Here is a 26,650-nt window from a genome sequence, read left to right as displayed (position 1 = left end):
TGAGAGCGATATCAATGAGTTGGGACAAGGCGCGACGCGAAGCGTGGCGACAGTTCCGGACGGAGATTGGGATTTGACAATCTGGAGCTGGCTGCGTGCTACCGCGCGCCCTACCGCCATTGTCCTCGGCTTGGGAGTTGGCTTGGCGGCTTGTACCGCCTTGCCCGGCGACGGCCCCTGGATGGGAGGCGCATCCTCCGCCACCACCGATGCATTGCCGTTCGACGTGATCGACCTCACGCCGACGACCATTGCGAACTACCGCCAGCCGCCACCCATCGACAGGCCCTCGACGGTAAGCCAGCTGCCGGCTGGAGCCAGGGTCTCGGTTGCGCCGGGCGACGCCATCAAGGTTCGAATCTTCGAGCCCTACGAAGGCAGTATCTTCCCGACCATTCAGCGGCCGGGAGCGGATTTCGGTGTCCAGCGCGTCACCGACGACGGCACGATCAACGTGCCCTTCGTCGGCACGGTCAAGGTCGCAGGCCTCGACCTCAGCCAGATCGAGAAGAAGGTCGCCCAGCAGGTGGCGGCATCCGGCAAGGCCCAGGACCCGCAGGTCATCGTCGAATTCGTCGCCGACCGGACGCACACGGTCATGGTCTCTGGCGATGTGAGGAATCCCGGGCGGGTGTCCCTGCTTGAAGGGGTGCGCTCCGTCGTCGAGGCGATCAACAAGGCCGGCGGTCCGTCCGGCATCGGCGGGCAGGCCCCCAACGGCGTCGGCGCCAACCAGTTCGAAGTGGTCGTCCGCCGCAACGGCCAGATGATCCTGCAGTCGCAATTCTCCGACCTTCTCGCCGGGGCGGACATCGCCCTCCAGAAGAACGACGAGATCGTGGTGCGCCCCAACCCGCGGATGTTCACGGTGCTCGGCGCCGTGATCAAGGCGGGCAATGTCGACATGTCCAAGCACTCGATCAGCCTTCTCGAGGCCATGGGCATGGTCGGCGGGCTCAACGATGCCCGTGCGAACAAAACGGGCGTTTATGTGTTCAGGATGGGGGATTTGCAGAACAATCCCACCGCCCGGGCGCGGGTTTTCCGGCTGGACCTGTACCAGCCCGTGTCTATCTTTATCGCGCAGCAGTTCCCCGTGCTGCCGAAGGACGTTGTCTATATTACCAACGCCCCGCTTTACGAGTACGACAAGATATTGACATCAATCTATCGTACTTTCTCGATCGTGGGGGTCGCGCGAGGAAATCTCGTGACGTCGACCAGCTTCTAACTAGGGGCAGCGTGCCCGAGGGTTTTCTGGTACCATCTATTATGGCGCAGGCAAAAAAGTTCACTTGGGGCGCCGCAGGATTCGCCGTGTTGCTCGTTGCCGCGGCGCTGACCCTGTGGATCATGCCCAGTCGGCAGACGAGCAGCGCCCAGGACGGACCCCGTCCGATGGCCCCGCTGATCACGCGCGGATATACCGATGCTCCGGCCGGCACGGCGCTGATTGCCGGCGATCCCGCCGGTGGCGGCGTGCTGATCGAACTCAAGATCGCCGACGGCCAGAAGGTGAAGCGCGACGAGGTCATCGCCGTGCTGTCCAATTATCCCAAGGCCGATATCGCCGTGCGTACCACCGAGGCCGAGCTCGCGAAGACCCGGCAGGCGCGCGAAGCGATGGTCAGCGGCTATCGTGCGGCCGAGATCGCCATGCAGGAAGTCGTGGTCAAGTCGACGGCGGAGGAGGTCAAGCTCAAGAACCTCGAAATGCAGCGTTCGGGCAAGCCGCCGGATCAGAAGCAGCTCGAGCAGAGCATTTCCCTCCAGAGCCTCGAGCGCGAGCAGGCCAAGCTCCGCGTTTTGAAGGAGACGCTGCAGACCGATCTCCAGCAGATCGATACGGACATCTCCATCATCCAGGCGAAGCTCGACAATGCGCGCAACACGCGCGAGCAGGCGCTGGTGCGGTCGCCCCTCGATGGGATGGTGATCCAGGTTTATACCCGCCAGGGCGAGCGGGTCTCGCAGAACGGGATCGCCAAGATCGTCGACCTGTCGCAACTCCGCGTTCTGGCGGATGTCGACGAGTTGAACGTCGGGCGAATCGCGACCGGCGGCAAGGTGGAGGTGACGTTCCGCGGCAGCCCCACCGTCTACTACGGCACGATCTCGCGCGTCGCGCCGACCGTGAAGCGCATGCAGCGCATGGAGCCCGATGGCGGTTCCTCGACCGACGCGCGCGTGGTCCAGGTCGAGATCCAGCTCGATGACCCGTCCAGCATGCCGCAGGTCCTGGGCCGCGAGACGCGCGTCACCTTTCTCTGATGGCGTTGACGCTGCCAGCGGTCAAGTCGCTGCCGCGGCGCTGGGCTAACTGGCGTCCGACCTTCTCGCTCGCCCGGTTGCGTGCGGCCGCGATAACCGCCACGCGCATGCCGCTGGGCTCGCAACAGCTCAAGCGCCAGCGCACGAGTACACTGCTCTCGCTCGCCGGCGTGACGGCCAGTCTGCTGGTGATCTTTGCGCAGCTCGGCATCGAGCGTGCGGTCTACGATTCGGCAATCCGTCTTCATCGTTCGGTGGTGGGCGACCTCGTCCTGGTGCCCTACGGCTTCAAGTCGCTGCAGCTCCACGCCGAGGTGCCGGCGTCCCTGACCGACGTGGTTTCAGCCAATCCGGCGGTGACCAACACGCTGCCGTTCTGGTTCGGCGTCATGTCGATCATGCACAAGGGCATGGATAGCGCCCGCCGCATCGCCTGGTATGCCGTCGATGTCGAGCGCCCCGCGATCGACGTTCCCGGCCTGCGCGAGAACCTCTATCGCCTGCGCGAAGCCCGCAGGATGCTCTACGACCGCGAATCACGGCCCTATTTCGGCGACCTCGCCGATCAGGTCGGACCGGGCAAGCCGGAATTCCAGGTCCTGGGGCCACCCGACAATCGCGGCCTGCTGCGCCAGCTTTTCGTGGTCGGCAACTTCTCGCTCGGTCCCAACGTCCTGAACGACGGCTCGATCATCATGTCGGAGGACACGATGGCCGAGGTGTTCGGATCGTGGTGGTCGGACCGGCCGGCCTTCATTGCGATCCAGCTCGCCAAGGGCTCCGACGTCAGCGCCGTTCGCCAGGAAATCAACACGGCGCTCGCCGGGCGAGGCGAGGTCCTCACGCTGCGTGAATTCGAGAAGCGCGAGCGCATCTACTGGTCGCGCGAGACGCCGGTCGGCTACATCACCGACCTCGGTTTCGTGATGGGCGTGATGATCGGCATGGTCTTTATCTACTATGCCCAGTACCAGATCATCCGCTTCTACCTGCCCGAATATGCCATCCTGAAGAGCCTCGGTTACGACTGGTGGTTCTTCCTCTTCATGATCGGGCAGATCGGCGCGGCCATCATCACACCGGCCTTTCTCGTGGCCTTCACGCTCGGCCGCTTCGTCTACGGCGCCACGGAAGCGGCCATGCATCTGGGCATGACGATGGGCCTGCGCGAAATGGTCGTGGCGCTGGTCGCCTGCCTGATCATGACGCTCGTCTCCAGCCTGTTCGCCATCCGGCGGCTGTGGCGGGTCGATCCCATCATGCTGTTCGAGTGACCGAGATGTCAGACACGCAAGGGTTCGGGCCGGCGGTCGTCGAGGCGGTGGATGTTCACCACCACTACGGCGAGGGGCCGCAGCGGGTGGACGTGCTGTACGACATCAACATGCATGTCCGCGAGGGGGAGCTGGTCATCGTCACCGGCCCGTCGGGCTCGGGCAAGACGACGCTGCTGACCATTCTCGGCACCATGCGCAAGCCGTCGGAAGGCAAGCTGCGGCTGCTCGGCACCGACATCGTGGGGCTGGGCGGCTCCGACCTCGACGTCCTGCGCAACCGCATTCGCTTCCTGTTCCAGAAGCGCAACCTCCTGTCCTCGCTGACGGCGCTGCAGAATGTAGTCGCCGGCGTTTCGACGACGCCGCTCGCCGATCCGGCATGGGACGAACCGCGGGCGCGGCATCTGCTCGGCATGCTGGGCCTCGGCGACAAGGCCTCCGCCTGGCCGGACGAGCTGTCGGGCGGCCAGCAGCAGCGCGTCGCGATCGCCCGCACCATGATCGGACTGCCCGATTTGATCATCGCCGACGAACCGACCTCGGCACTGGATCGCGTTTCCGGCCGGCTGGTGGTCGACCAGCTCAAGGATCTGTCGATGCGCGCCAAGTGCGCGGTGGTCCTGTCGACGCACGATGAACGCATCTTCGACGTCGCTTCGCGCCGCCTCCACATCGAGGACGGCCGCTGCTTCGAAGTCCCCATTCATTATCACTGAGAGCGGCGGCCCGGCATGCTGCTGTTCCTGATCGATCTCCTCGTTTTCCTGTGCCTGGCCGCGCAGTTCGCGATCGCGGGCTATTTCCTCTATCTCGTCTACTGGCTGTTCGAATTGCCTCGCGAAGAGGCGCCACCTGCGTCGTTGCCCGCGGATCTGCCCCGTGTCCTGGTGCAGGTGCCGGTCTACAACGAGCCGCTGGTGGTCGAGCGTTCGATGGCCGCGATGGGCGCCCTCGACTGGCCGCGCGACCGCCTCACCATCCAGCTCCTCGATGACAGCAACGACATCACCTCCGACATCGCCGCGCATGCCATCGCGCGCCTGCGCCGGGACGGCATCGACGCGCATCATGTCAGGCGCGACGACCGCGGTGGCTTCAAGGCCGGCGCGCTGGCGGCAGGCATGGCGCTCGACGATGCGCCCTATGTCGCGGTGTTCGACGCCGATTTCGTGCCGCCGCCCGGCTGGCTGAAGCAGGCCATGGCCGCGATGCTCAGTCATCCGCGCGCCGCCTTCGTCCAGACCCGTATCGAATGGGGCAATGGCGAGCGCAACTGGCTGACGCGCGCCCAGCGCCTCATGCAGGATGCGCACTTCGCCGTGGAGCAGGATGTGCGGGCTCGGCGCGGCGTGCCGTTCCAGTTCAATGGCACCGGGGGCATCTGGCGCCGGGCTGCGGTCGAGGAGGCCGGCGGCTGGTCTCACGACACGCTGTCGGAGGATCTCGACCTGGTTCTGCGCACCTACCTGAAGGGCTGGACCGGCGTGTTCCTGATGGACACGCATGTGGTCGGCGAGCTGCCGCAGAAGGTCGAGGATTTCAGCGCCCAGCAGAGCCGCTGGTCAAAGGGCTTCGTGCAGGTCGCCCGCAAGCTGCTGGGGCCGATCTGGAAGTCGGCCTGGCCGACCGAGGCCAAGTTCACCACGACCGTGGCGCTCGCCCAGCAACTGGTCTTTCCGCTGCTCGTGGTCGGAGTCCTGGGTCTGGTCGTTTCGATCCTGGGCCATGGCCGGCTGCTCGGTCTTTTCCGGTTCGGCCTCTGGCTGTGGTTGATCGGCATGCTTGCCGTGCTGTTCGGCATGACCTGGGGGGCCTATCGTCGCCTGAAGCGCGGCGGGACCGTGCGCTACCTGGTCACGGCTGCCAGCGTGCCGGCGCTGATCGTGTATCTTGCCGTCGCCAATGCCGCCGCGATCGTGGGCGCGGGCCTGGGCAGGAAGACCGAGTTCAATCGCACACCCAAGACGGGGACCTGAGGCAGCGTCGTCGATGGCTATTATCGCTACCCTGGCTCTTCTGTTCGGCGCCGTGTTTGCGGTCTGCTGCGTCTTGCTGGCGGCTTTCATCGGCAGCCTGCTCTACATGGTCGTGCTGCATCATCGTCTGAAGGCCAGCGGGCTGCGTCGCGAGGAGATGCTGCTGTCAACGCCGTTGCCGGCCGACGCCGACCTGCCGCATGTCGTCGTGCAGATTCCCTCGTTCAACGAAGGCCCCGTGGTACGGCGCGGCGCCGAATCGGCGGCGGCGCTCGACTGGCCGCGCGACAAGCTGCACATCCAGCTCCTCGACGACAGCACCGACGAGACGGCCGAGACGGTCCGCCAGGTCGCGGCGGAGTTGCGGGCCAAGGGCTTCGACGTGGTGGCCCTGCAACGCACCGATCGCAGCGGCTACAAGGGCGGGGCGCTGCACGAGGCGATGCAGAAGACGCCGCACGATTTCTTCGCGATTTTCGACGTCGACTACATTCCTCCCGTGGACTTCCTGCGCGTCTGCATGCGTCCGTTCTTCGCCGAGCCGAAGACGGCCTTCGTCCAGGCGCGCTTCGATTTCCTCAATCCGCACGAGAACGCGCTGACCGAGATGCAGATGGTGACGCTCGACGCCCATCTCGGCATCGAGCAGGCGACGCGGTGCTGGGCCGGCCATCCGCTGCCGTTCAACGGGACCTGCGGGATCTGGCAGCGCGCGGCCATCGATGCCGGCGGTGGCTGGAAGGGCGACACGGTCACCGAGGATCTCGATCTCACCTACCGCGGCTGGGTGAAGGGCTGGCGGGCCCTGTTCCTCACCAGTGTGGGCGTGCCGGGCGAACTGCCGGCCGACACCAAGACCTGGCTGCGTCAGCAGCAGCGCTGGCAGGACGGTTTCCGCCACGTTTCGATGCGGATGTTCCCCGAGATTCTGAAGAGCCGCGACATCACCCCGTCGGCCAAGCTGGCGGCCCTGCTGCATCTCTGCATGGCGCTGAACCAGCCGGTGCTCCTGGTCGGCGTCGTGTCGGGCATCCTGGCGGGCCTGCTGGCGCCGTCGCTCGTGCCGCTTCTGCTCACGCTGTTTTTCGTGACCGTGGCATGGGTCCTGGTCTGCGCGACGACGTTCCTGCGGGCCGGGCACAACTTCATCCGGGGCGGCGAGATTCCGCCGCTCCAGTTCGCCGTGGTGCTGTTGCGCTTCGTGGGCGGGCAGGTGGCGACCGTGGTGCGCTCGCTCGGCGTTCACGTGAAGAAGCTGTTCAGCAAGCCCAAGCCGGTCGTCTTCGACCGCACCCCCAAGCGCGGAACCTAGGCCAGCACGCTCTCGCGCAGCAGCGGATGGTGGGCGCAGCGCAGGCCGCCTCCGAGCCGGATCGGTCCGTCGAAGGGAAGCGGGATGACGTCGACCTTGCGCTTGCGCAGCTCGTCGCTCACGCGCCGGTTGTCGGCGTCGATGATGACCCGCCCCGGTTCCAGGACGAGGCCGTTGGTGGCGAGAAGCGTGGCCTCCTCCGGCGAGACTTCGATCTTGTCCCAGTCGCGCAGCGACATCGGCAGACCGTCGATCAGCTTCTGCGGGCAGTGGATGAGCAGGCCGGGCTGGACCAGCGCCATCGCGCAGTCGAGATGCAGGACGTGCGACTTCAGGGCGACCGGGATCACGCGATAGCTGTCGCCGACCAGGGCCTGCAGCCAGTCGGCGCCGGCGAGATCGGAGGCGCAGCCCGAGATTCCGACATAGATTTCGCGGCCGTTGAGCAGCGTATCGCCGCCTTCGAGGAAGGGGCCGTCGACGCCTCCCGGCGAGCCCAGCGGGACGCTCGACCAGTGGGCGCCGCGGGTTGCGACGGCCTTCTGGACGATCGGCCGCAGGCCATAGCGCTCGCGCTGGCGGCACTTCAGGCGCAGCGACGCATCGATCACGTGCCTGTCGACGACGATCATGCCGTCGCGCGCGAAGAGCTGGGCGCCTTCGCCCTTCGGGGCGAGGAAGGTGCGCTCCTCGCCCTTCAGCCGCTGCGGGCGGTGAACAGTGACGCCCTCGCGGGCCACGAGCTCGGCCAGCGCATCGACTTGGCGCTCTATGCGGTGCGCCCACTCGGGATCGACGTCGATCAGGCGCTGTCCGGCGTGACGGCGGCTGAATTCGAGTCCCTCGGGTGTCAGCCAGCGACACGAGTCTTCGTGGAAGACGACGAAGTCTTCGGCCGGCGAGATGCCGATCACCACGTCGCGCAGTTTGCCCCACTCGTGGTGTGCGCCGAACAGCATGCTCAGACCCGGGCGTAGATGTCCTCGTAGCGGACGATGTCGTCCTCTTCGACATAGTCGCCGGTCTGGACCTCGACCACCTCGAGCAGTTCGGTGCCGGGATTGGCAAGGCGATGGACGCCGCCGATCGGGATGTAGGTCGATTCGTTCTCGTGCAGGGTCATGATCTTGCCGTCGAGCGTGACCTCGGCGACGCCCTTCACGACCACCCAGTGCTCGGCCCGGCGGTTGTGGCTCTGCAGGCTGAGCTTGGCGCCGGGCTTGACCGTCAGCCGCTTGGCGCGGAAGCGCTCGCCGCGGTCGATGTCCTGGTAGCTGCCCCAGGGGCGATGCATCACCGCATGCTCGGTCGCGGCGCGGTGCTTGCCGTCCGACATGCGCTGCACGACGTCCTTCAGGCTCGGCAGGTTGTCGCGATGGCCGACCAGCACGGCGTCGTTCATCGACACCACGACGACGTCCTCGACGCCGATCACGGCGGTGAGCGGGCCGTCGGAGCGGATGTAGGAATTGCGCACATGGTCGATCTCGACCGGGCCTTCGGTGACGTTGCCCTCGCTGTCGGCATGGCCGACATCGAGCAGCGCGTCCCAGGTGCCGAGGTCGGACCAGCGGAAGCGGGCGGGCACCACCCAGCATTTGTCGGTGCGTTCCATCACGGCATAGTCGATCGACTTGGCCGGCGCCCTGGCGAAGGAATCGGCGTCGAGGAACACCGTCGAGCCGCTCGTCCTGGCCTTGGCCACGGCGTCTTCGGCCGCGGCCGCCATCGCCGGCTCGAAGCGGGCCATCTCCGACAGCAGGAGGGCGGGGGCGAACAGGAAGTTGCCGCTGTTCCACAGCAGCCCTTCGGCGATGTACTGCATCGCCTTCTGGGCATTGGGCTTCTCGACGAAGGCCGCGACCTTCATGACCGGGCCGATCTTCTCGGTGCCGGGCCGGATATAGCCATAGTCGGTCTTGGGCTCCGTCGGCGGAATGCCGAAGGTAACGATGCCGCCCTGCTGGACGGCGGCGAGGCCTTCGCGGCAGCCGGCGAGGAACTCCTCGGCGCCGATCACCAGATGGTCCGAAGCCAGCGCCAGCACCGCCTTTGCGCCCAGGCCGCGCGTGTAGGCGGCGGCAGCGGCCATGGCGGGGCCCGAATCGCGGCGGGATGGCTCGACCAGGATGTCGATCTCGACGCCGATCTCCGAGGCCTGGCTCTCGCACATGAAGCGATAGGCGTCGTTGGTCGCGATCACGGGCTTGCCGAACAGGCTGCGATCGGCCACGCGCAGCAGGGTCTGCTGGAAGGTCGACTGCTTGCCCAAAAGCGGGACGAACTGCTTGGGCATGCTCTCGCGAGACAGCGGCCACAGGCGCTTGCCGGAGCCTCCGACGAGGATAACGGGCGTGATGAGCGACATTTGGGCGGCTTTCGTTACGGAGAGGCTTCCTGGCCGGCTTCGGCGGCGGCGTGCCGGGCCGCGATATAGCCGAACGTAAGGGCTGGGCCAATGGTGATGCCGGCACCGGGATAGGTGCCGCCCATGACGCTGGTCATGTCGTTGCCGGCGGCATAGAGGCCGCGGATCGGGGCGCCCGCGCTGTCGAGGACGCGGGCATGGCCGTCCACCCGCAGGCCGAGGAAGGTCCCGATGTCTCCGGGCAGCATTTTCATCGCGTAGAAGGGCCCTTGCTCCAGTGGTGCGAGGCAAGGGTTGGGACCGTGCGTCGGGTCGCCATTGAAGCGGTGGTAGGCATCGGTGCCCTTGCCGAAGTCGGGATCTTCGCCCCGTGCGGCATTGGCGTTGAAGCGACGGATCGTCTCTTGCAGATCGCGTGAATCCATGCCGATCTTTGCGGCCAGGGCCGACCAGTCCGGAGCCGTCAGCAGATAGCCGGTCCGCACATGCGGACCGAGCGGCAAGGGGGCGGGGCCGATGGCGCCCATGCCGTAGCGCCGGATGGCGCGATGGTCGCAGAGCAGCCAGCAGCTGGTCTCGTCGCGCCCGCGGCAGGCCTCGACCATGGCCGGTACGAAGTCGTGATACGAGGCCGATTCGTTGGCGAAGCGCCGGCCGCTCGGATCGACGGCGATGTAGCCTGGCTTGCCGCGCTCATAGAAATGCGGGAACGGCAGGGTCGACCCATCGGGCTGGGGGACCAGCGAGACCGGAACCCAGGCGGCAGGATGGGCGACGTCTTCCGCCATCGCGCCGCCGGCCGACTGGCCGAGCCGGATCCCGTCGCCGCGATTGCCAGGGGGTGGCGCCGAGCGATGGAAGTGCCCGTTCCGAACATGGCCGTAGTAGCGACCCTTGAGCTCGTCGTTGGCGGGGAAGCCGCCACAGGCCAGCACGACGCCGCGGCGCGCACGGATCTCCTGTCGCTTGCCCTCGCGCTGCACGATTGCGCCCGTGACCGCACCCTCGTGCTGCACCAGTTCGACTACCGGGCTGTCCAGCCAGAGTTCGATGCCGCGCTCCTCGGCCGAGAGGGCGAGAGCGGCGATCAGGCCGTTGCCGTTGGTGAGGCGTGTGCCGCGATCATGATTCAATCGGTCGACCGCGTAGCGTGCCGTCATGCCCGCGACATGAAGCGCCGAACGCACGGAACGGGTCATCTTGAAGACATGGGGCAGGTCGTTGCGGCCGAGCATCATGCCGCCGAACGCCATCATCGTCGTCAGCGGCGCCCGTAATTGATCGAACCGCTTGCCCAGCCGCCGTCCGTCGAACGGCAGGGGCAGCAGCGATCGGCCGCCCTGCGCGGCGCCCGGCTTGGTGGGGTGATAGTCCGCCCAGATCGGCACGGCCTCGTAGCGAACGTGCGTGTTGTTCTCGATGAACTCGACGGCGGGATTGCAGTTGTCGAGGAAGGCATTGGCCAGTTCGAGGTTCAGGCGGTTTCCAGCCTCGTGCTGCAGGTAGGTCAGTGCATCTTCCTTGGAATCGGCGATGCCGAGGGCGCGCCCGTGCCGGTTGCCGGGGATCCAGATGACACCGGCGGAATAGGCCGTGGTCCCGCCGAACAGCTTCTCCTTCTCGACCATGAGCACGTCGAGACCGGCATGAGAGGCCGTCAGTGCCGCCGAGAAGCCGGCCGCACCCGATCCCACCACCAGGAGATCGGTTTCGATCATGATTTCGTCGCACCGGGCGACGAATCGCCCGGATGCCTTCCGAGATTCTCCTCGTGCCGGCGCCGGGCCTCGTTCTCCACCGCCTCGGCAAGGGCCGGGATGTGGGACGCGATCTCGTAGAAGTCGCTGGCATAGAGAACGAGAAGGGTGGTCGGTGCCGTCGTGACGATGGAGGCGGCCCGAGGCTGGCGATTGAGAAGCGACATTTCGCCGAAGAAGGCGCCGTCGCCGAGGCGCACCGTGCCGCCGGTCGGCAGCCGCACCTCGACCTCGCCGTCGCAGATGAAGAACATCGAATCGCCGGGGTCGCCGCGTCGCAGGACCAGCACGCGCGCCGGGTAGTAGCGGGTGCGCAGCTTGCCCACGATCTCGGAGAGCGTCACCACGCCCAGCGACGCGAAGATCGGGACCCGCGTCACCTGATCCCAGACCCGCAGATACTCGCGCCGCCGCTCTTCCTGCGCGAAGCCCGTGGCGAGCACGCCGGTCATCAGCGCCAGCACCGCGATGCCGCTGATCATGAGCAGCGAACCGATGATGCGGCCCATCGGCGTAAGCGGCACGACGTCGCCGTAGCCGGTCGTCGTCAGGGTGACCACCGACCACCACATGGCGTTGGGCAGGCTGCCGAACTGCTGCGGCTGGCCTTCGCGCTCCACGATATGGGCGCCGGTGGCCGCAGTGATCAGCAGGATCGCGAACACGATCAGCACGCTGGCAATGGGCGCGCGCTCGTTGGAGATCACGCGGGCAAGCGTGCCGAAGGCCGGCGCGTGAAGACCGAGCTTCAGTATCCATAGGATACAGAATACCGAGGCGGCATCGGTCCCGGCGATGCTGTACCCGCCTGCCAACATGATGGCGGGCATGATTGCGAGCAATCCGATCAGGCCGGGTATGCTGCCCGCCCAGCGCAGCCGCGCCGCAGAGGGAGACATGTCGGCCATGTGGGGCAGTTCGGGCGCCACCCAGAGGCGGGCCACATATTCCACGAGGAAGAAGAGCGTCACGCACCAGATCGCCGCGCGCAGAAATACGCGATGCTGGGGCAACAATTCATCGATCGACAGCAGAATCACGGCGAGCAGTCCGACGCCGAGAATGACCAGATGGGCTTTCCGCCACCGGCGGGCGCCTGGCGTCGGGTTGTTGGGGCGCAGGATGTCGAATGCCTGCGCGCGAGGCGTCTTATTGGGGGCCGTCACGGAGCGACCATAGGCGCGCTGGCCTGCGAATTGCAACGCGGGGGCGCCCAGTCTACCGTCAGGGCCGTTCCCCAGACAGAGGTTTGCATTCAAGGTGGTCAACGATTTGCGCATTGCCGTCGACATCGGCGGCACGTTCACGGACGTCGTGTTGGAAGAGGGAGGCCGTCGGATCACGCGCAAGCTGCTGACGACGCCGCAGCGGCCGGAGGAGGCCGTTCTTGAAGGGGTACGTCTTATCCTGGGGGATGCGGGCAAAGGGTTCGGCGATGTCGGCGTCTTCGTGCATGGCACCACGCTGGCCACCAATGCCGTCATCGAGCGACGCGGTGCGCGCACGGCGCTGATCGCCACGGAAGGCTTCCGTGACGTCCTCGATATCGCCAACGAGAGCCGCTACGACCAGTACGATCTCGGCATCGAGAAGCCCAAGCCTCTCGTTGCACGGGCAATGCGCTTCACCGTGCCGGAACGCATGGACGTTCATGGCAAGGTCCGTCTGGCCCTCGATGAAGTGGCGGTCCGTACCCTGGCCGGAACGCTCAGGTCCGAGGGGATCGAAAGCGTCGCCATTGCCTTCATGCACTCCTATGTGAACCCGGCCCACGAGCGGCGGGTGCGCGAGATCCTGAAGGCGGAACTGCCCAAGCTGTGGGTGACGCTGTCGAGCGAGGTCTGCCCCGAGGTCCGCGAATACGAGCGCACGTCGACCGCGGTGGCCAATGCCTACGTGCAGCCGCTGATGGACTCCTATCTCGAGCGCATGCAGGCAGCCCTGGCCGCGGAGAAATTCACAGGCACGATCTATCTCGTGACCTCCGGCGGCGGTCTCACCGCCATCGAGACGGCGCGGCGCTTCCCGGTGCGTCTGGTCGAATCCGGTCCGGCCGGCGGCGCGATTTTTGCGGCGCAGGTGGCGGCGCGTGCCGGCGAGGCGCGGGCACTCAGCTACGACATGGGGGGCACCACGGCCAAGATCTGCCTGATCGACGACTACCAGCCGCACACCGCGCGGCTGTTCGAGGTCGACCGTGCGGCGCGTTTCCTCAAGGGCTCCGGCCTGCCGGTCCGCATCCCGGTGATCGAGATGGTCGAAATCGGCGCAGGAGGCGGCTCGATCGCCCGACTGGATGCCCTGAAGCGCGTCACGGTCGGCCCGGAAAGCGCCGGCGCCGAGCCGGGCCCTGCCTGCTACGGGCGCGGCGGCCGGCATCCGGCCGTGACCGACGCCAACGTCGTGCTGGGAACGATCGATCCGGCGCATTTCGCCGGCGGCTCGATTGCGCTCGACATCGATGCGGCGCGCGGCGCCATCGAGCGCGACGTGGCTGAAGGCATCGGCCTCTCCACCGAGATGGGTGCCTACGCCGTCTATGAGATGGTGTCGGAGAACATGGCGAGTGCGGCGCGCGTACACGGCGTCGAGCGCGGCGCCGTCGTCAACCAGTACACGCTGATCGCGTTCGGCGGCGGCGCGCCGCTCCATGCCGCGCGCGTGGCCGAGAAGATCGGGGTGCAGCGTGTGATCGTGCCGCCCAATGCCGGCGTCGGCTCGGCGGTCGGGTTCCTCGCGGCGCCGGTGTCGTTCGAACTGGTACGCAGCCGCTACATGCGCCTCGACACGTTCGACGCGGCGGCCGCCAGCGACCTCCTCGAGGAGATGAGTCGCGAAGCGACGGCGCTGGTGGTGCCGGGCGCACGCGGCCTGCCGACCTTCGAGCGCCGCGTCGCCTTCATGCGCTATGTCGGCCAAGGCCACGAGATCATGGTGACCCTGCCGCAGCGGCCGCTGACGGCGTCCGATACCGAGGCGCTGCGCGAGGCCTATGAGCGCGACTATGGCGTGCTGTTCGAGCGCCATATCCCGAATGCCGCGATCGAGATCCTGAGCTGGTCCGTCCAGGTTTCGACCGAGGCCAAGCGACCGGAGGTGCAGGGCAAGGCGGGCAGCGTGCCCGCGCCGCAGCCGGTCGGGCGCCGGCCGGTGTTCGACGGGCGCAGCGGCAAGACCGCCGATGTGCCGGTCTATCGCCGCGAGAAGCTGCCGCCCGGCAGCATCTTCAGCGGCCCGGCGATCGTCGCCGAAGACGAGACCTCGACCTACATCTCGGCCAGTTTTGCCGCGCATATCGATGCCTCGGGTTGTATCGTCATGGAACGCAAGGCAGCGTGAGGAGCCACAGATGAGCCAGTCCAACAGCGTCGGCCTGATCGATCTCCAGATCATGTGGAACCGCCTGATCGCGGTGGTGGAGGAGCAGGCGCAGACCTTGATGCGCACCGCCTTCAGCCCGATCGTGCGCGAGTGCGGCGATCTTTCCGCCGGCGTGTTCGACCTGCAGGGGCGCATGCTCGCGCAGGCCGTGACCGGCACGCCGGGCCACGTGAACTCGATGGCCGAGTCGGTGAAGCACTTCCTGCGCTTCTTCCCGGTCGAGACCATGAAGCCGGGCGACGCCTACATCACCAACGATCCGTGGATGGGCACCGGCCATCTCAACGACTTCGTCATCACCACGCCGTGCTTCCGCAACGGCAAGCTGGTGGCGCTGTTCTCCTGCACCAGCCATCTCATGGACATCGGCGGCATCGGCTTCGGTCCCGACGCCACGGACGTCTTCATGGAGGGGCTCTACATCCCCATGTTGAAGCTGTTCGACCAGGGCAAGGCGAACGAGACGCTGATGGCGATGATCCGCGCCAATACCCGCCAGCCGGTCGATACCGAGGGCGACGTCTACTCCCTGGCCGCCTGCAACGATGTCGGCGCCCGCCGGCTGATCGAGATGATGGACGAGTTCGCCATCGACTCGCTGGACGAACTCGGCGACCACGTGATCGCGCGCTCGCGCGAGGCCGTGCTGGCCGAGATCGCCAAGTTGCCCAAGGGCACCTGGCACAACAGCATGACGGTCGACGGCTACGACGAGCCGGTGACCCTGAAGGCCGCGCTGACGATTTCCGACACCGGCATCCACGTCGATTTCTCGGGCACGTCGGGCGTGTCGCGGCGCGGCATCAACGTGCCGCACGCCTATACGACGGCCTACACGGTCTTCGGCCTGGGCTGCGTGGTCTCCACGAACATCCCGAACAATGCCGGTTCGCTCGAGCCGCTCACGGTTTCGGCGCCGGAGGGCTGTATCCTGAACGCGCCCAAGCCGACGGCGGTCGCGTCGCGCCATGTCGTCGGCCAGATGCTGCCCGACGTGGCGTTCGGCTGCCTGCGTCAGGTCGTGCCCGACCGCGTGCCGGCCGAGGGCACCTCGTGCCTGTGGAACATCAACGTGCGGGGCCGGATCAAGGGCGGCGACGGCGGCAACTACGGCTTCGGCATGGCGATCACGTCCAACGGCGGGACCGGCGCGCGTCCCGACAAGGACGGGCTGTCGGCCACGGCCTATCCCAGCGGCGTGCGCGGCACGCCTGTCGAGATCGCCGAGACGCAGACGCCGCTCATCTTCTGGCGCAAGGAGTTCCGTCCTGATTCGGGCGGCGCCGGGCGCACGCGCGGCGGCTTGGGGCAGATCATGGAAATCGAGAGCGGCATCGACGAGCCGTTCGACCTGCTGGCCGCCTTCGATCGCATCGACTATCCGGCGCGCGGCCGTGACGGCGGTGGCGACGGTGAGGCGGGCGTGGTGGCCCTCAAGTCCGGCAAGACCCTGAAGGGCAAGGGCTTCCAGCTGATCCCGCCGGGCGAGCGGCTGATGGTTCTGACGCCGGGCGGCGCCGGCATCGGCGCGCCGAAGGAGCGCGATCGTGTTCAGGTCGCCAATGACCTGGCAGACGGGCTGATCTCGGGCGAAGCGGCCGAGCAGCTTTACGAATTCAAGCCGTCGCAGGCCGCCGAGTAGGGCGACGTCGGCTGGATACGGGGAAACAATCAACTCGATAACGATGGGGGCTTCGATGAAGCTGGGACGCAGGAAGGCCTTGAAGGCTGGCGTGGGAGCGGGTGCATTGGCGATGGTCGGTGCGCCGGCCGTGGTGATGGGGCAGGCGGCGCTCAAGCTGCCGCTGGCGACCGTATGGCCGGATGGAAACTTTCACACGGTCAACGTCAAGCGCTTCGCCGAGGAAGTGAAGAAGGCGACGAACGGCGCCGTCGAGATCGACGTCAAGGCGGGCGGCCAGCTGGGCTTCAAGGGCCCCGAGCAGATGCGCGCCGTGCGCGACGGCCTCGTGCCGATGGCCGACATCCTCAACATCCAGCAGATCGGCGACGAGCCGATCTTTGGCGTCGAGGGCATCCCCTTCATCTGCAACAACATCGAAGAGCTGAAGGTGCTGCACAAGTATCTGCGGCCCGAGTACGAGAAGGTTCTGCTCAAGAACAACCAGACGATGCTCTACACGGTGCCGTGGCCGACGCAGTACCTGCATCTCAAGATCAAGGCCGAGTCTCTGGACGCGCTCAAGGGCATCAAGATCCGCGTGCCCGACAAGAACGCCCAGGAAATGTGCAGCGCCATCGGCATGGCGCCGGCGCTGATTCCCTGGGGAGAGACGATCGCGGCTCTGTCGTCGGGCGCCGTCTCGGGCGTGTCGACCTCGTCCGTTTCGGCCGTGGACGGCAAGTTCTGGGAGTTCCTGAAGTTCTTTCACCAGACCAATCATGCCTGGTCGTCGGAGATCGTCACGATCAACAACGACACCTGGAAGAAGATCTCCCCGGCCAACCAGAAGATCATCGTCGATCTCGCGAAGAAGCTCGAGCCCGAGTTCTGGGAGTCGTCGCTGCAGGCCGACAAGGACAGCAACGCCCGCCTGATCGCCGGCGGCATGCAGCTGGTCATTCCGCCGCCGGCCATGACGGCTGAATTGCAGAAGAAGACCGCGCCGATGATCGCCGAGTTCTACAAGCGCGTCCCGGCGGCCGAGAAGCCGATCAAGGCCTATCTCGCGGAGATGAAGCGGACGTGAGCGGCCACGGCCCCAATCCCAACGCCGGCGCGCCGCCCGTGCTGCGCGCCTTCCTCGACGGGATCGACATGCTGGGCCGTCTCGACGGCTGGATGGGCGCCGCCTGCCTGGTGGCGCTCACCTGCCTGATGCTGGGCGAGGTCCTGGTCCGGGCGTTGTCGGACATCTTTCCCTGGGTGCCCTCCGACATTCCGGTCGCCTGGGAATACGGCTCCTATCTCATGGCGGCAGCCTTCACTTTCGGGGCCGCCATGACCCTGCGGGCCGGCGGCCATATCCGCGTCACGCTCGTGCTGGCGCGCATAGGCCCGAAGGCGCGGCGGTGGCTGGAGACGGTCCTCGCGGCGCTGGGCGTCGGCTTCTCCGGCTATCTCGCACTGGCGATGGTGAACTTCACCTGGCGCAGTTTCGTGTCGGACCAGGTGTCGATCTCCAGTGCGACACCGCTGTGGATTCCGCAGGCGCTGGTGACGTTCGGAATCTGTCTGCTGGTCATGCAGTTCGTCGCGCGGTTCTTCCAGGCCCTCTTTGGCCTGCCGCTCGAGGACCTCAACATGCGCGCCGGGTCCGTCTCTGAGTAGTTTTTCGCGCGAGTTGAGATCTCATGCTTGAAGTTGTCCTCACCATGTTCGTCGTGCTGTTCGCCTTCCTGGCGGGCGGCCTGTGGATCGGCTGGACCCTGGCCGTTACCGGCACGGTGCTGCTGGCGATCTTCCGCGACATACCCCTCGACAAGCTGCTGGCCCAGTACACCTGGAACATCCTGACCACGCAGGAATTGCTGGCCTTGCCGCTGTTCATCATCATGGGCGAGATCCTGTTCCGGACGCGGCTGTCGCAGACCCTGTTCCGCGGCCTGTCGCCGTGGGCGGCGATGCTGCCAGGGCGGCTGCTGCACGTGAACGTCATCGGCTGCACGATCTTCGCCGCCATCTCGGGCTCGTCGGCGGCGACGACCCAGGTGGTGGGCCGCATCTCCCTGGCAGAGCTCCTGAAGCGTGGCTACTCGAAGGATGTGGCGGTGGGCTCGCTGGCCGGAGCCGGGACCCTGGGGTTCCTGATTCCACCCTCCAACATCATGATCATCTATGGCGTCCTGGGCGACGTCTCGATCGCCAAGCTGTTCACGGCGGGCTTCATCCCCGGCTTCCTGCTGGCGGGCTGCTTCATGGGCTGGATCATGATCTACACCGCGCTGAAGCCCGAGCTCGTGCCCGAGGCGGAGCGCAAGGTGCGCATCGCCTCGGCGGCGGAGTTCCTGACGTCGATCCGCGAACTGGGACCGGCCGTGTTCCTGATCCTGTGCGTGCTGGGGTCGATGTATGGCGGCCTCGCGACGCCGTCCGAAGCCGCTGCGGTGGGCGTGCTGGGCGCGCTGGTCGTTGCCGGCATCCAGCGGGAACTGTCGCTGCCTGCGTTGAAGGCCATCGCCATCGGCTCGGTGCAGACCTGCGCCATGATCGCCCTGATCGTGCTGGGCGCCTCTATCCTGGGCAGTGCCGCGGCCTTCCTCGGCATTCCGGCGGCCGTCGCGGAGTTCGTGAGCAGCCTCGGACTTTCGTCCTTCATGCTGATCGTGGCCCTGATCATTTTCTACCTCATCCTGGGCTGCTTCCTCGACGGCTTCAGCATGATCGTGATGACCCTGCCGATCGTCATGCCGATCGTGAAGGCCGCCGGCTTCGATCCGATCTGGTTCGGCGTCTTTCTCGTCCTGGTCGTCGAGATGGCGCAGATCACGCCGCCCGTCGGCTTCAATCTGTTCGTGATCCAGGGGCTGACCGAGGACGGGCTGGGTTACATCGCCCGCGTGACCCTGCCGTTCCTCGCGATCATGGTGTTGTTCACCATGGCGATCGCCGTATTTCCCGACATTGCCCTCTGGCTTCCCCGCTATCTCAGCAGCTAGTCTGCCGCGGGGTAGCGAGGGGAGTTGGATGGAACCGCGACAGGTCAAGACGGCTGCAGATGCGCTGAAGATCGTGAGGGAGCGCGGGCTCACCCACGTGAAGGTGGGCGTCCACGACATCGACGGAATCCTGCGCGGCAAGTACATCCACGTCGACAAGTTCCGGTCCGCGCTCGAGGGAGGCTTCGGTTTCTGCGACGTGGTGCTGGGCTGGGACATGAACGACCAGCTCTACGACAACGTCACCTACACGGGCTGGCATACGGGCTATCCCGACGCCAACGTCCGCATCCTGCCGGAGACCTGCCGCGAGATCGCGACGGAGCCCGGCAACCTGTTTTTCCTCTGCGAGTTCGTGGGCAAGGCCGAGGAGATCTGTCCGCGCGGCACCCTGCGCCGTGTGCTGGCGCGCGCGAAGAAACTGGGCTTCGATGTGAAGGTCGGCTTCGAGTACGAATTCTTCGTCTTCGCCGAGACGCCCGAATCGATCCGCGAGAAGGGCTATCGCAACCTCAAGCCGATCTCGCCGGGCTTCTTCGGCTACTCGGTCCTGCGCAACTCCGTCCTGTCCGACTGGTACCGCGACCTGCTCGCCATGTGCGAGGCGATGGACATGGGCATCGAGGGTCTGCACACGGAGACGGGCGCGGGCGTGCTGGAAGCCGCGCTGCGGGTCGACGACGCGCTGGCCGCCACCGACAAGGCCGCCCTGTTCAAGATCTTCACCAAGGTGCTGGCACAGAAGCAAGGCTGGCTCGCCACCTTCATGGCCAAGTGGTCGAAGGACTGGCCGGGCTGCGGCGGCCACATGCACATGTCGCTGTGGAAGGGCGGCAAGCCGGTCTTCTTCGACGAGAAGGCGCCGCACCGCATGAGCAAGACGATGCGCCAGTTCGTCGGCGGACAGGCCGCGCTGATGCCCGAGCTGCTGGGCATGGTCGCCTCGAACGTGAACTCCTATCGCCGTCTGATCCCCGGTTTCTGGGCGCCGACCGCCTCGACCTGGGGCGTCGAGAACCGCACGACGTCGCTGCGCGTGATCCCGGGCTCGGCCAAGTCGACGCGTGTCGAGTATCGCGTGGCTGCGGCCGACGCCAATCCCTATCTGGCGATCGCCGCCGCCATCGGTTCCGGCCTCTGGGGCATCGAGAACGACATCGATCCGGGCGAGCCCGTCGCGGGCAATTCCTACGACAAGAAGCATCCGGCGAAGTCGCAGCTGCCGCGGACGCTCATGGAGGCGGCGGGCCGGCTCAAGGCCTCGAAGCCGGCGCGCGACCTCTTCGGCGACGCCTTCGTCGATCATTACTCCGCAACACGCGAATGGGAAGAGCGGGAGTTCCGCAAGGCCATCACGGACTGGGAACTCGACCGCTACATGGAAATCATCTGATGTCGTTCCAGGGGACTGCCGCCAAGCGGTCTCCCTGCCGTGAACGGCCCGAGGTGAGCAAGGACCGCAGCACATGACAGTTCCGTCCCACGCCCGCGTCGTCATCATCGGCGGCGGCATCATGGGCTGCTCGACCGCCTATCATCTGGCCAAGCTCGGCTGGAAGGATGTCGTGCTGCTGGAGCAGGGGCGGCTGAGCGGCGGGACGACCTGGCATGCGGCGGGGCTCGTGGGCCAGTTGCGCAGCGTCCAGAACCTGACGCGGCTGATCCGCTACAGCACCGAGCTCTATTCGAAACTCGAGGCCGAGACAGGGCTTGCGACTGGCTGGAAGCAATCGGGCTCGCTGATCGTGGCGCGCACCGAGGAGCGCATGACCCTGCTGCGCCGCTCCGCCGCCATGGCCAATGGTCAGGGCGTCGTCTGCGAGCCGCTGACGCCGCAACAGGCCGGCGACAAGTATCCGATCATGCGCACCGACGATCTCGTGGGCGCCGTCTGGCTGCCGGGTGACGGCAAGGCCAATCCGGCCGACATCACGCAGTCCCTGGCCAAGGGCGCGCGCAACGGCGGCGTCCGCATCTTCGAGAGGGTTCGCGTTACCGCGATCGACACTGAGGAGGGGGCGAGCGGCCCGCGGGTGACGGGTGTTCAGACGACGGAAGGCGCGATCAAGGCCGACATCGTGGTCAACTGCGGCGGCCAGTGGGCCCGCCAGCTCGGCCGCATGATCGGCGTGACGGTGCCGCTCTATTCCTGCGAGCACATGTACATCGTCACCGAGAAGATGGAGAACGTGCCGCGCGACCTGCCGGTGATGCGCGATCCCGACGGCTACATCTACTTCAAGGAAGAGGTCGGCGGCCTGCTGATGGGCGGCTTCGAGCCGGAGGCCAAGCCCTGGAACAAGGACGTCATTCCCGACGATTTCGAGTTCGGGATGCTGCCCGACGACTGGGACCAGTTCCAGATCCTGATGGACAATGCACTGATCCGCGTGCCGTCGCTGGAGAAGACCGGCATCAAGACCTTCATGAACGGGCCCGAAAGCTTCACGCCCGACATGAACTACATCCTGGGCGAGGCGCCGCAGGTCCGTGGCTTCTATGTCGGCGCCGGCTTCAACTCGATGGGCATCGCGAGTTCCGGCGGCGCCGGCATGGCGCTGGCCGAATGGATCGTCGCGGGTGAGCCGACGATGGATCTCTGGCCGGTCGACATCCGGCGCTTCGCGGGCTTCCACGGCAACGATGCGTGGCTGCGCAGCCGCGTCGCCGAGACGCTGGGGATGCACTACAAGATGCCGTGGCCGCAGCGCGAGCAGGAGAGCGGCCGGCCGTTCCGCCGCTCGCCGCTCTACGACCGCCTCAAGGCGCGCGGCGCCTGGTTCGGCAACAAGATGGGCTGGGAACGGCCCAACTGGTTCGCGGGGGCGGGCAACACGCCCGACATGCAATATGGCTGGGGCCGTGGCGCCCCCGGCGGTTGGTTCGATGCCGTCGCCGCCGAGCACAAGGCGACGCGCGAGGGCGTGACGATCACCGACGAGACCTCGTTCGGCAAGCTGCTGGTGCAAGGCCGCGATGCCGAGGCCGTACTGCAGCGTCTTTGCGCCAACGATGTCGCCGTGCCGGTCGGACGCACCGTCTATACCGGCGTGCTGAACGAGCGCGGCACTTTCGAGAGCGACATCACTGTTGCCCGCTTGGCACGCGACAAGTTCCTGGTGATTACCGGATCGGCCCAGCCGATGCGCGACATGGATTGGATCGGACGGCACATGCCGGCTGAGGCGAATGCGGTCCTGACCGACGTCACGTCGGGTTGGACGGTGCTGTCGCTCATGGGCCCGCGCAGCCGCGAACTGTTGCAGAAAGTGAGCAAGGCCGACCTCTCCAACGAAGGCTTCCCGTTCGCGACCATCCGCGAGATCGGCATCGGCTTCGCGACGGTTCTGGCGTCGCGCCGCACCTATGTGGGCGAGCTGGGGTGGGAACTCTATGTGCCGGTCGAGTTCGCCGTCACCGTGTTCGAGACGCTGCAGGAAGCGGGCGAGCCCCTCGGCCTGCGCGACGGCGGCTACTACGCTGTCGAGACGCTTCGGCTCGAAAAGGGTTACCGCGCCTGGGGCCGCGAGCTGACGCCCGACGACACGCCGTTCCAGGCCGGCCTCGGCTGGGCGGTGAAGCACGACAAGCCGGGCGGCTTCATCGGCCAGAAGGCGCTGGTCGAGGCCAAAGCGAAGCCGCTCGCCCGGCGGCTCGTCTCGGTCGTGCTGGAAGACGGCGAGCCGCTCCTGTGGGGCGGCGAGGCGCTGCTGCGCGACGGCAGGCCGGTCGGCGATCTGACCTCGGCGGGCTACGGCCACACGCTCGGCGCATCGGTCGGCCTCGGCTACGTGAAGCGGGGCGATGGCCAGGCGATCGACACGGCATGGCTGGAGGGTGGCCGCTTCGAGGTCGATCTGGCCGGCACGCGATTTGGCGCGCGGGTCTCGCTGCGCGCGCCCTACGATCCGACGGGAGCGCGGATCAGGCTTTGAAGAAGCGCGACTGGGGGGAGTGGGGCATGCGTCTGTTGGTGGTTCTCGCGACGGCGGTGCTTGCACTATCGGGCGTTGCACGGGCTCAGGAAGTCATCGTCTATACGTCGTACGAACGTGAGGATCTCGCACCTTACAAGGCGCGTGCCGAGACGGACCTGCCGGGCATCACCATCCGCTGGGTGCACGACGCCAACGGCGTGCTGACGGCTCGTCTGCTGGCCGAGAAGGCCAATCCACGCGCCGACGCGGTGTGGGGCGTCGCGGCCTCGAGCCTCGGCCAGCTTGCCGATACTGACGTGCTGCTGCCTTACGCGCCGCCCGGCCTCGACAAGATCCCGGCCAAGTTCCGCGATACCGCCAATCCGCCGCGCTGGTTCGGCAACTCCGCCTGGGTCGCCGCCATCGTCTATAACGAGGCAGAGGGCAAGAAGCTCGGCATTCCCAAGCCCGAGACCTGGGCCGATCTGACGAAGCCCGTCTACAAGGGCAAGGTCGTGATGCCCCATCCGCTGTCGTCCGGCACCGGCTTCCTCGACGTTTCGGCCTGGCTGCAGGCCTTCGGCGAAGCGGAAGGCTGGAAGTTCATGGACGGCCTGCACGAGAACATCTGGCGCTACACCCATTCTGGCTCTCAACCCGCGACGCTGGCGGCACGCGGCGAGGCGGTGGTCGGTATCGCCTTCGACATCCGCGCGGCGCGCGAGCTGGCCCAGGGCGCGCCGGTCGCCATCGTGTTCCCGGAGAAGGGTCTCGGCTGGGAGATGAATGCCTTTGCGGTCGTGAAGGGCGCCCCGCATCTGGAGGCGGCCAAGAAGCTCGCCGACTGGGCGGCGTCGGACGCGGCGATGCAGATGTACGCCGAAACCCGGGCGGTCGCGGCACGGCCGGAATTCTCCAAGCCGGTGAAGAACCTGCCGACCAACCTCGCGGACCTGCTGATGGTGAACGACTTCGCTTGGGCCGCCGCCAATCGCGAGCGCATCCTGGCCGAGTGGTCCAGGCGCTACGACACCAAGGCGGATCCGAAGAAGTAGGGACCGTCCGGACGCTCAGTGCGACGGTGCGGCCCGGCCGGCGGGCTCCGCCGCCGTCGTCTTGAGGCGCGTTTCGGCAAGTTCGCCGGCGGCTTCGAGGATCGGGTAGGCCACCGTCGTAAAGTGGCCGTTGATGCGCTTCAGGTCGCGGATCACGTCCATGTGGATCGAACTGGTCTCGATCGACTCTGGGCGCCCTTCGCGCAGGCGGGCATAGTGGCTGTCGGCGGCATGGGCCTCGGCCTCCCGGATCGAGGCTTTCTCAGCCACGAGCCGACGCGCGAGCGTGATGTCCCGGGTGGTGAAGACGTTCAGCGCCAGCCGTAGATTGTCGAGCACACGGGCGTGGAAGGCGCGCAGCTCCGCCGTGCCTTCGGCCGAGAAGGCGTAGCGGTTCTTGATCTTCTTGGCCGCCAGTTCCATCAGGTTCTTGTCGATGATGTCGCCGGCATGTTCGAGATTGGTGACGAAGGTCAGGATCTCGACGTAGCGCTTGCCGTCGTCCTCCCCCAGCTCCGTGCGTGACGTCTGGATCAGGTAGAGCTTGATCGCCTCGTAGAGGCTGTCGACGGCATCGTCCGCTGCCTCGATCGCCTTCACGGCGCGCGCGTCGTTCTTCTCGAACACGTCCATGGTCTGGCGCAGCATGTCGGCGACCCTGTCGCCGAGATTGAGCGTCTCGCGCATGGCGCAGCCCAGCGCTTCCGCCGGCGTGTCGAGTACGTTGGGATCGAGATTGCGCGGCTTGCCGGGGTCGTCGGTCTGCGGCCGGTCGGGGACCAGGCGCCGGCACAGCGCGGCCACGGGATCGATCAGCGGCAGGAACACGATCGCCGCCACGACGCTGAACGCCGTGTGGAAGTTGACCAGCAGCCGACCGGGCGCCGGATCGATCATCGTCAGCCACTGGTGGAACGGCTCCAGGAACGGCAACAGCGCGATGCCCACCAGGACACGCGTGATGAGGTTGCCGAGCGGCAGGCGCCGCGCCTCGGTATCGGTGGCGGCCTGGTCGAAATAGGGGGCGATCGCGCCGCCGATATTGGCGCCGATCACCATCGCCATGCCCAGCTTGGGATCGATGATGCCGCTTGAGGCGAATGACATGACCAGCAGCACGGTCGAGAGGCTGGAATGGATGAACCAGGTGGCGGCGGCGGCGACCAGGACGCCCATGACATATTCGTTCTGCAGGCCTGACAGCACGGCCACGAAGGCCGGCGCGGAGCGCAGCGGCAGGGCGGCGGCCTCCAGCAGGTGAAGCGACAACAGCATCAGGCCGAGGCCGATGGCGACGCGGCCGAGATGGCGGGCCCGGTCGGAACTGTTCGACAGGAAGGCGATGACGCCGCCCGCGATCATCAGGGGCGAGACCCAACCGAGCGGGAAGGACAGGATCTGCGCCGTCAGCGTCGTGCCGACATTGGCGCCCAGCATCACCGCGAGGCCGATCGAGAGCGAGATCAGCCCGCGTCCGGCGAAGGAGGCCAGCAGCAGGGCGGTCGCGGTGCTCGATTGCAGGACGCCCGTCAGCACGACGCCGCCGGCGAAGGCCGAAAACCGGTTGCGCGAGCAGGCGCCGATGGCGCGGCGCAAGCTCGCGCCGAAGGCGCGCGTCAGCCCGGTCCGCACCATGCGCACGCCCCAGAGCAGCAGGCACACGCTGCCGAGAACGTTCAGGATGGTGTCGACGCCTTGCATGATCGCGGAATCCTACGCCTCGTCGATAGACGATGAAAGTTTTTTGACGATTTTGTTACGTCGCGGGCTTTGTTACGTCGTCTGCTCAGGAGGCAAGCCGCGTCGCTTCGTCCATGAAGGCTCGAACGAGCGCAACGCGCCGACGCTCCTGCAGGCACACGGCATATTCAGCGACCGCGAGATCCTGACCGGTGATGGTGATGCGGCGGAAGCGGCGATCCTCGCCGAGCTCGCTCGCGAACACCGCGCCGATTCCAAATCCGGCCGCCACCGCTTCGCGCACACCTTCGCGGGTCTGCACCTCGACGATCGACGCCGGCCTGATATCGGCCGCCGCCATCGCCTGTTCAAGCACTTCGCGCGTGATCGAGCCGCGTTCGCGCAGTACCAGCTCCTGTCCGGCCAGCGCCGAGAGGGGCGTGCGGCCGCGTCTGGCGAGGGCATGGGCGACGGGCGCAAACAGGACCAGCCGGTCGGTGCGCAACCGCACCGCATGGAGGCGCGGGTCGGACAGGCTCTTGGCCATCACGGCGACATCGGCTTCGTGGCGCAGGAGGCGTTCCAGCACCACGGCGGAATTGTCGATCGAAAGCGCGAAGGTGAGGCCGCCGGCGCGTTCACGCAGTGCCGCCATGATCGGCACGACATGGTGTGCGGAGTCGGCGGCGATCCTGAGATGCCCGCGCGTCAGCGCCTGCTCACCCAGCAGCAGCGCCTGCGCCTCGTCCTGCAGGGAGAAGAGACGGGTTGTGACGCCGTGCAGCTGGCGGCCGGTTTCGGTCGGCGTCACGCTGCGGCCGCGGCGGTCGAACAGGTGCACGCCATAGGCCTTCTCCAGCGCCGTCACCTGGCCGGAAAGATTGGGCTGGCTGAGACCCGATGCGCGGGCGGCGGCCGAGAACGAACCGGCCTCGGCCACGAGGTGGAAGGCGCGGAGCTGGGTGGGTGTCATATATAGGAAACCGATAGTTAACATATGGATTATATACTGGACGGATAGAAACGGCGAGACGAT

20 protein-coding genes are annotated in these 26,650 nt (G+C 66.7%); 14 read left to right on the top strand and 6 right to left on the bottom strand.

Translation table 11 applies throughout. The annotated features are described in order from the left end of the window. Nucleotides 1-142: 142 nt before the first annotated feature. From ACP15H_RS12070 to ACP15H_RS12045, 6 genes are all read left to right on the top strand, one after another. A complete protein-coding gene (locus tag ACP15H_RS12070; protein ID WP_425066427.1) occupies nucleotides 143-1,231 on the top strand; it encodes a polysaccharide biosynthesis/export family protein in 1,089 nt (362 codons plus the stop codon). Between the two features lie 86 nt (nucleotides 1,232-1,317). Next, the gene (locus ACP15H_RS12065) at nucleotides 1,318-2,271 is read left to right on the top strand and encodes an HlyD family secretion protein (RefSeq protein ID WP_425066426.1); all 954 of its coding nucleotides are present in this window, start codon (nucleotides 1,318-1,320) and stop codon (nucleotides 2,269-2,271) included. After that, the gene (locus ACP15H_RS12060) at nucleotides 2,271-3,545 is read left to right on the top strand and encodes a hypothetical protein (RefSeq protein WP_425066425.1); all 1,275 of its coding nucleotides are present in this window, start codon (nucleotides 2,271-2,273) and stop codon (nucleotides 3,543-3,545) included. Before ACP15H_RS12065 ends, ACP15H_RS12060 begins: the two co-directional genes overlap by 1 nt. Before the next feature lie 5 nt (nucleotides 3,546-3,550). Continuing rightward, complete coding sequence (locus tag ACP15H_RS12055; RefSeq protein WP_425066424.1) at nucleotides 3,551-4,264, top strand: ABC transporter ATP-binding protein; 714 nt, start codon at nucleotides 3,551-3,553, stop codon at nucleotides 4,262-4,264. 15 nt (nucleotides 4,265-4,279) lie between these two features. Continuing rightward, complete coding sequence (locus ACP15H_RS12050) at nucleotides 4,280-5,524, top strand: glycosyltransferase family 2 protein (protein WP_425066423.1); 1,245 nt, start codon at nucleotides 4,280-4,282, stop codon at nucleotides 5,522-5,524. Between the two features lie 13 nt (nucleotides 5,525-5,537). Beyond that, the gene (locus tag ACP15H_RS12045) at nucleotides 5,538-6,836 is read left to right on the top strand and encodes a glycosyltransferase (RefSeq protein ID WP_425066422.1); all 1,299 of its coding nucleotides are present in this window, start codon (nucleotides 5,538-5,540) and stop codon (nucleotides 6,834-6,836) included. Here the strand turns inward: ACP15H_RS12045 and ACP15H_RS12040 are convergent. Genes ACP15H_RS12040 through ACP15H_RS12025 form a run of 4 tightly spaced genes read right to left on the bottom strand, consistent with a single transcriptional unit; the run spans nucleotide 6,833 to nucleotide 12,127 of the window. Continuing rightward, the gene (locus ACP15H_RS12040) at nucleotides 6,833-7,795 is read right to left on the bottom strand and encodes a hypothetical protein (RefSeq protein WP_425066421.1); all 963 of its coding nucleotides are present in this window, start codon (nucleotides 7,793-7,795) and stop codon (nucleotides 6,833-6,835) included. The two genes, ACP15H_RS12045 and ACP15H_RS12040, sit on opposite strands and share 4 nt — an antisense overlap. Before the next feature lie 2 nt (nucleotides 7,796-7,797). Next, nucleotides 7,798-9,204, bottom strand: coding sequence for a mannose-1-phosphate guanylyltransferase/mannose-6-phosphate isomerase (locus ACP15H_RS12035; protein WP_425066420.1), 1,407 nt, complete (start codon nucleotides 9,202-9,204; stop codon nucleotides 7,798-7,800). Between the two features lie 14 nt (nucleotides 9,205-9,218). After that, complete coding sequence (locus ACP15H_RS12030; RefSeq protein WP_425066419.1) at nucleotides 9,219-10,922, bottom strand: FAD-dependent oxidoreductase; 1,704 nt, start codon at nucleotides 10,920-10,922, stop codon at nucleotides 9,219-9,221. Next, a complete protein-coding gene (locus ACP15H_RS12025) occupies nucleotides 10,919-12,127 on the bottom strand; it encodes a cyclic nucleotide-gated ion channel (RefSeq protein ID WP_425066418.1) in 1,209 nt (402 codons plus the stop codon). The genes ACP15H_RS12030 and ACP15H_RS12025 overlap by 4 nt, the downstream gene beginning before the upstream one ends. Nucleotides 12,128-12,221: 94 nt before the next feature. Here ACP15H_RS12025 and ACP15H_RS12020 point away from each other — a divergent pair, with 94 nt between their 5' ends. The 8 genes from ACP15H_RS12020 (at nucleotide 12,222) to ACP15H_RS11985 (ending at nucleotide 23,934) form a co-directional block, all read left to right on the top strand. Further along, nucleotides 12,222-14,300: a hydantoinase/oxoprolinase family protein gene (locus tag ACP15H_RS12020; protein WP_425066417.1), complete on the top strand. Its 2,079-nt coding sequence runs from the start codon at nucleotides 12,222-12,224 to the stop codon at nucleotides 14,298-14,300. Nucleotides 14,301-14,310: 10 nt separating this feature from the next. Next, entirely contained in the window at nucleotides 14,311-15,984 is a 1,674-nt protein-coding gene (locus tag ACP15H_RS12015; RefSeq protein ID WP_425066416.1) for a hydantoinase B/oxoprolinase family protein, read from the top strand. Between the two features lie 55 nt (nucleotides 15,985-16,039). After that, the gene (locus ACP15H_RS12010; RefSeq protein ID WP_425066415.1) at nucleotides 16,040-17,053 is read left to right on the top strand and encodes a TRAP transporter substrate-binding protein; all 1,014 of its coding nucleotides are present in this window, start codon (nucleotides 16,040-16,042) and stop codon (nucleotides 17,051-17,053) included. Then, the gene (locus tag ACP15H_RS12005) at nucleotides 17,050-17,634 is read left to right on the top strand and encodes a TRAP transporter small permease subunit (RefSeq protein ID WP_425066414.1); all 585 of its coding nucleotides are present in this window, start codon (nucleotides 17,050-17,052) and stop codon (nucleotides 17,632-17,634) included. Before ACP15H_RS12010 ends, ACP15H_RS12005 begins: the two co-directional genes overlap by 4 nt. Nucleotides 17,635-17,657: 23 nt before the next feature. Next, a complete protein-coding gene (locus ACP15H_RS12000; protein WP_425066413.1) occupies nucleotides 17,658-18,962 on the top strand; it encodes a TRAP transporter large permease in 1,305 nt (434 codons plus the stop codon). A gap of 28 nt (nucleotides 18,963-18,990) precedes the next feature. Continuing rightward, a complete protein-coding gene (locus tag ACP15H_RS11995; protein ID WP_425066412.1) occupies nucleotides 18,991-20,355 on the top strand; it encodes a glutamine synthetase family protein in 1,365 nt (454 codons plus the stop codon). A 73-nt stretch (nucleotides 20,356-20,428) separates the two neighbouring features. Continuing rightward, nucleotides 20,429-22,897, top strand: coding sequence for a GcvT family protein (locus tag ACP15H_RS11990; RefSeq protein WP_425066411.1), 2,469 nt, complete (start codon nucleotides 20,429-20,431; stop codon nucleotides 22,895-22,897). 26 nt (nucleotides 22,898-22,923) lie between these two features. Next, the gene (locus ACP15H_RS11985; RefSeq protein WP_425066410.1) at nucleotides 22,924-23,934 is read left to right on the top strand and encodes a putative 2-aminoethylphosphonate ABC transporter substrate-binding protein; all 1,011 of its coding nucleotides are present in this window, start codon (nucleotides 22,924-22,926) and stop codon (nucleotides 23,932-23,934) included. Nucleotides 23,935-23,949: 15 nt separating this feature from the next. On the opposite strand, the gene ACP15H_RS11980 is transcribed toward ACP15H_RS11985, so the two are convergent. Together ACP15H_RS11980 and ACP15H_RS11975 are read right to left on the bottom strand one after the other, a co-directional pair. After that, the gene (locus tag ACP15H_RS11980) at nucleotides 23,950-25,635 is read right to left on the bottom strand and encodes a Na/Pi cotransporter family protein (protein ID WP_425066409.1); all 1,686 of its coding nucleotides are present in this window, start codon (nucleotides 25,633-25,635) and stop codon (nucleotides 23,950-23,952) included. An 85-nt stretch (nucleotides 25,636-25,720) separates the two neighbouring features. Continuing rightward, a complete protein-coding gene (locus ACP15H_RS11975; protein WP_425066408.1) occupies nucleotides 25,721-26,587 on the bottom strand; it encodes a LysR substrate-binding domain-containing protein in 867 nt (288 codons plus the stop codon). Nucleotides 26,588-26,650 lie beyond the last annotated feature (63 nt).

Source organism: Reyranella sp., assembly GCF_965249915.1.
GTDB lineage: Bacteria > Pseudomonadota > Alphaproteobacteria > Reyranellales > Reyranellaceae > Reyranella.
This window is presented reverse-complemented; position numbering and strand designations above follow the sequence as displayed.

Coding starts and splice junctions, on each gene's coding strand:
- ACP15H_RS12060 (WP_425066425.1), top strand. CDS start 2,271: ATGGCGTTGACGCTGCCAGCGGTCAAGTCGCTGCCGCGGCGCTGGGCT.
- ACP15H_RS12055 (WP_425066424.1), top strand. CDS start 3,551: ATGTCAGACACGCAAGGGTTCGGGCCGGCGGTCGTCGAGGCGGTGGAT.
- ACP15H_RS12050 (WP_425066423.1), top strand. CDS start 4,280: ATGCTGCTGTTCCTGATCGATCTCCTCGTTTTCCTGTGCCTGGCCGCG.
- ACP15H_RS12045 (WP_425066422.1), top strand. CDS start 5,538: ATGGCTATTATCGCTACCCTGGCTCTTCTGTTCGGCGCCGTGTTTGCG.
- ACP15H_RS12040 (WP_425066421.1), bottom strand. CDS start 7,795: ATGCTGTTCGGCGCACACCACGAGTGGGGCAAACTGCGCGACGTGGTG.
- ACP15H_RS12035 (WP_425066420.1), bottom strand. CDS start 9,204: ATGTCGCTCATCACGCCCGTTATCCTCGTCGGAGGCTCCGGCAAGCGC.
- ACP15H_RS12030 (WP_425066419.1), bottom strand. CDS start 10,922: ATGATCGAAACCGATCTCCTGGTGGTGGGATCGGGTGCGGCCGGCTTC.
- ACP15H_RS12015 (WP_425066416.1), top strand. CDS start 14,311: ATGAGCCAGTCCAACAGCGTCGGCCTGATCGATCTCCAGATCATGTGG.
- ACP15H_RS12010 (WP_425066415.1), top strand. CDS start 16,040: ATGAAGCTGGGACGCAGGAAGGCCTTGAAGGCTGGCGTGGGAGCGGGT.
- ACP15H_RS12000 (WP_425066413.1), top strand. CDS start 17,658: ATGCTTGAAGTTGTCCTCACCATGTTCGTCGTGCTGTTCGCCTTCCTG.
- ACP15H_RS11995 (WP_425066412.1), top strand. CDS start 18,991: ATGGAACCGCGACAGGTCAAGACGGCTGCAGATGCGCTGAAGATCGTG.
- ACP15H_RS11990 (WP_425066411.1), top strand. CDS start 20,429: ATGACAGTTCCGTCCCACGCCCGCGTCGTCATCATCGGCGGCGGCATC.
- ACP15H_RS11985 (WP_425066410.1), top strand. CDS start 22,924: ATGCGTCTGTTGGTGGTTCTCGCGACGGCGGTGCTTGCACTATCGGGC.
- ACP15H_RS11980 (WP_425066409.1), bottom strand. CDS start 25,635: ATGCAAGGCGTCGACACCATCCTGAACGTTCTCGGCAGCGTGTGCCTG.
- ACP15H_RS11975 (WP_425066408.1), bottom strand. CDS start 26,587: ATGACACCCACCCAGCTCCGCGCCTTCCACCTCGTGGCCGAGGCCGGT.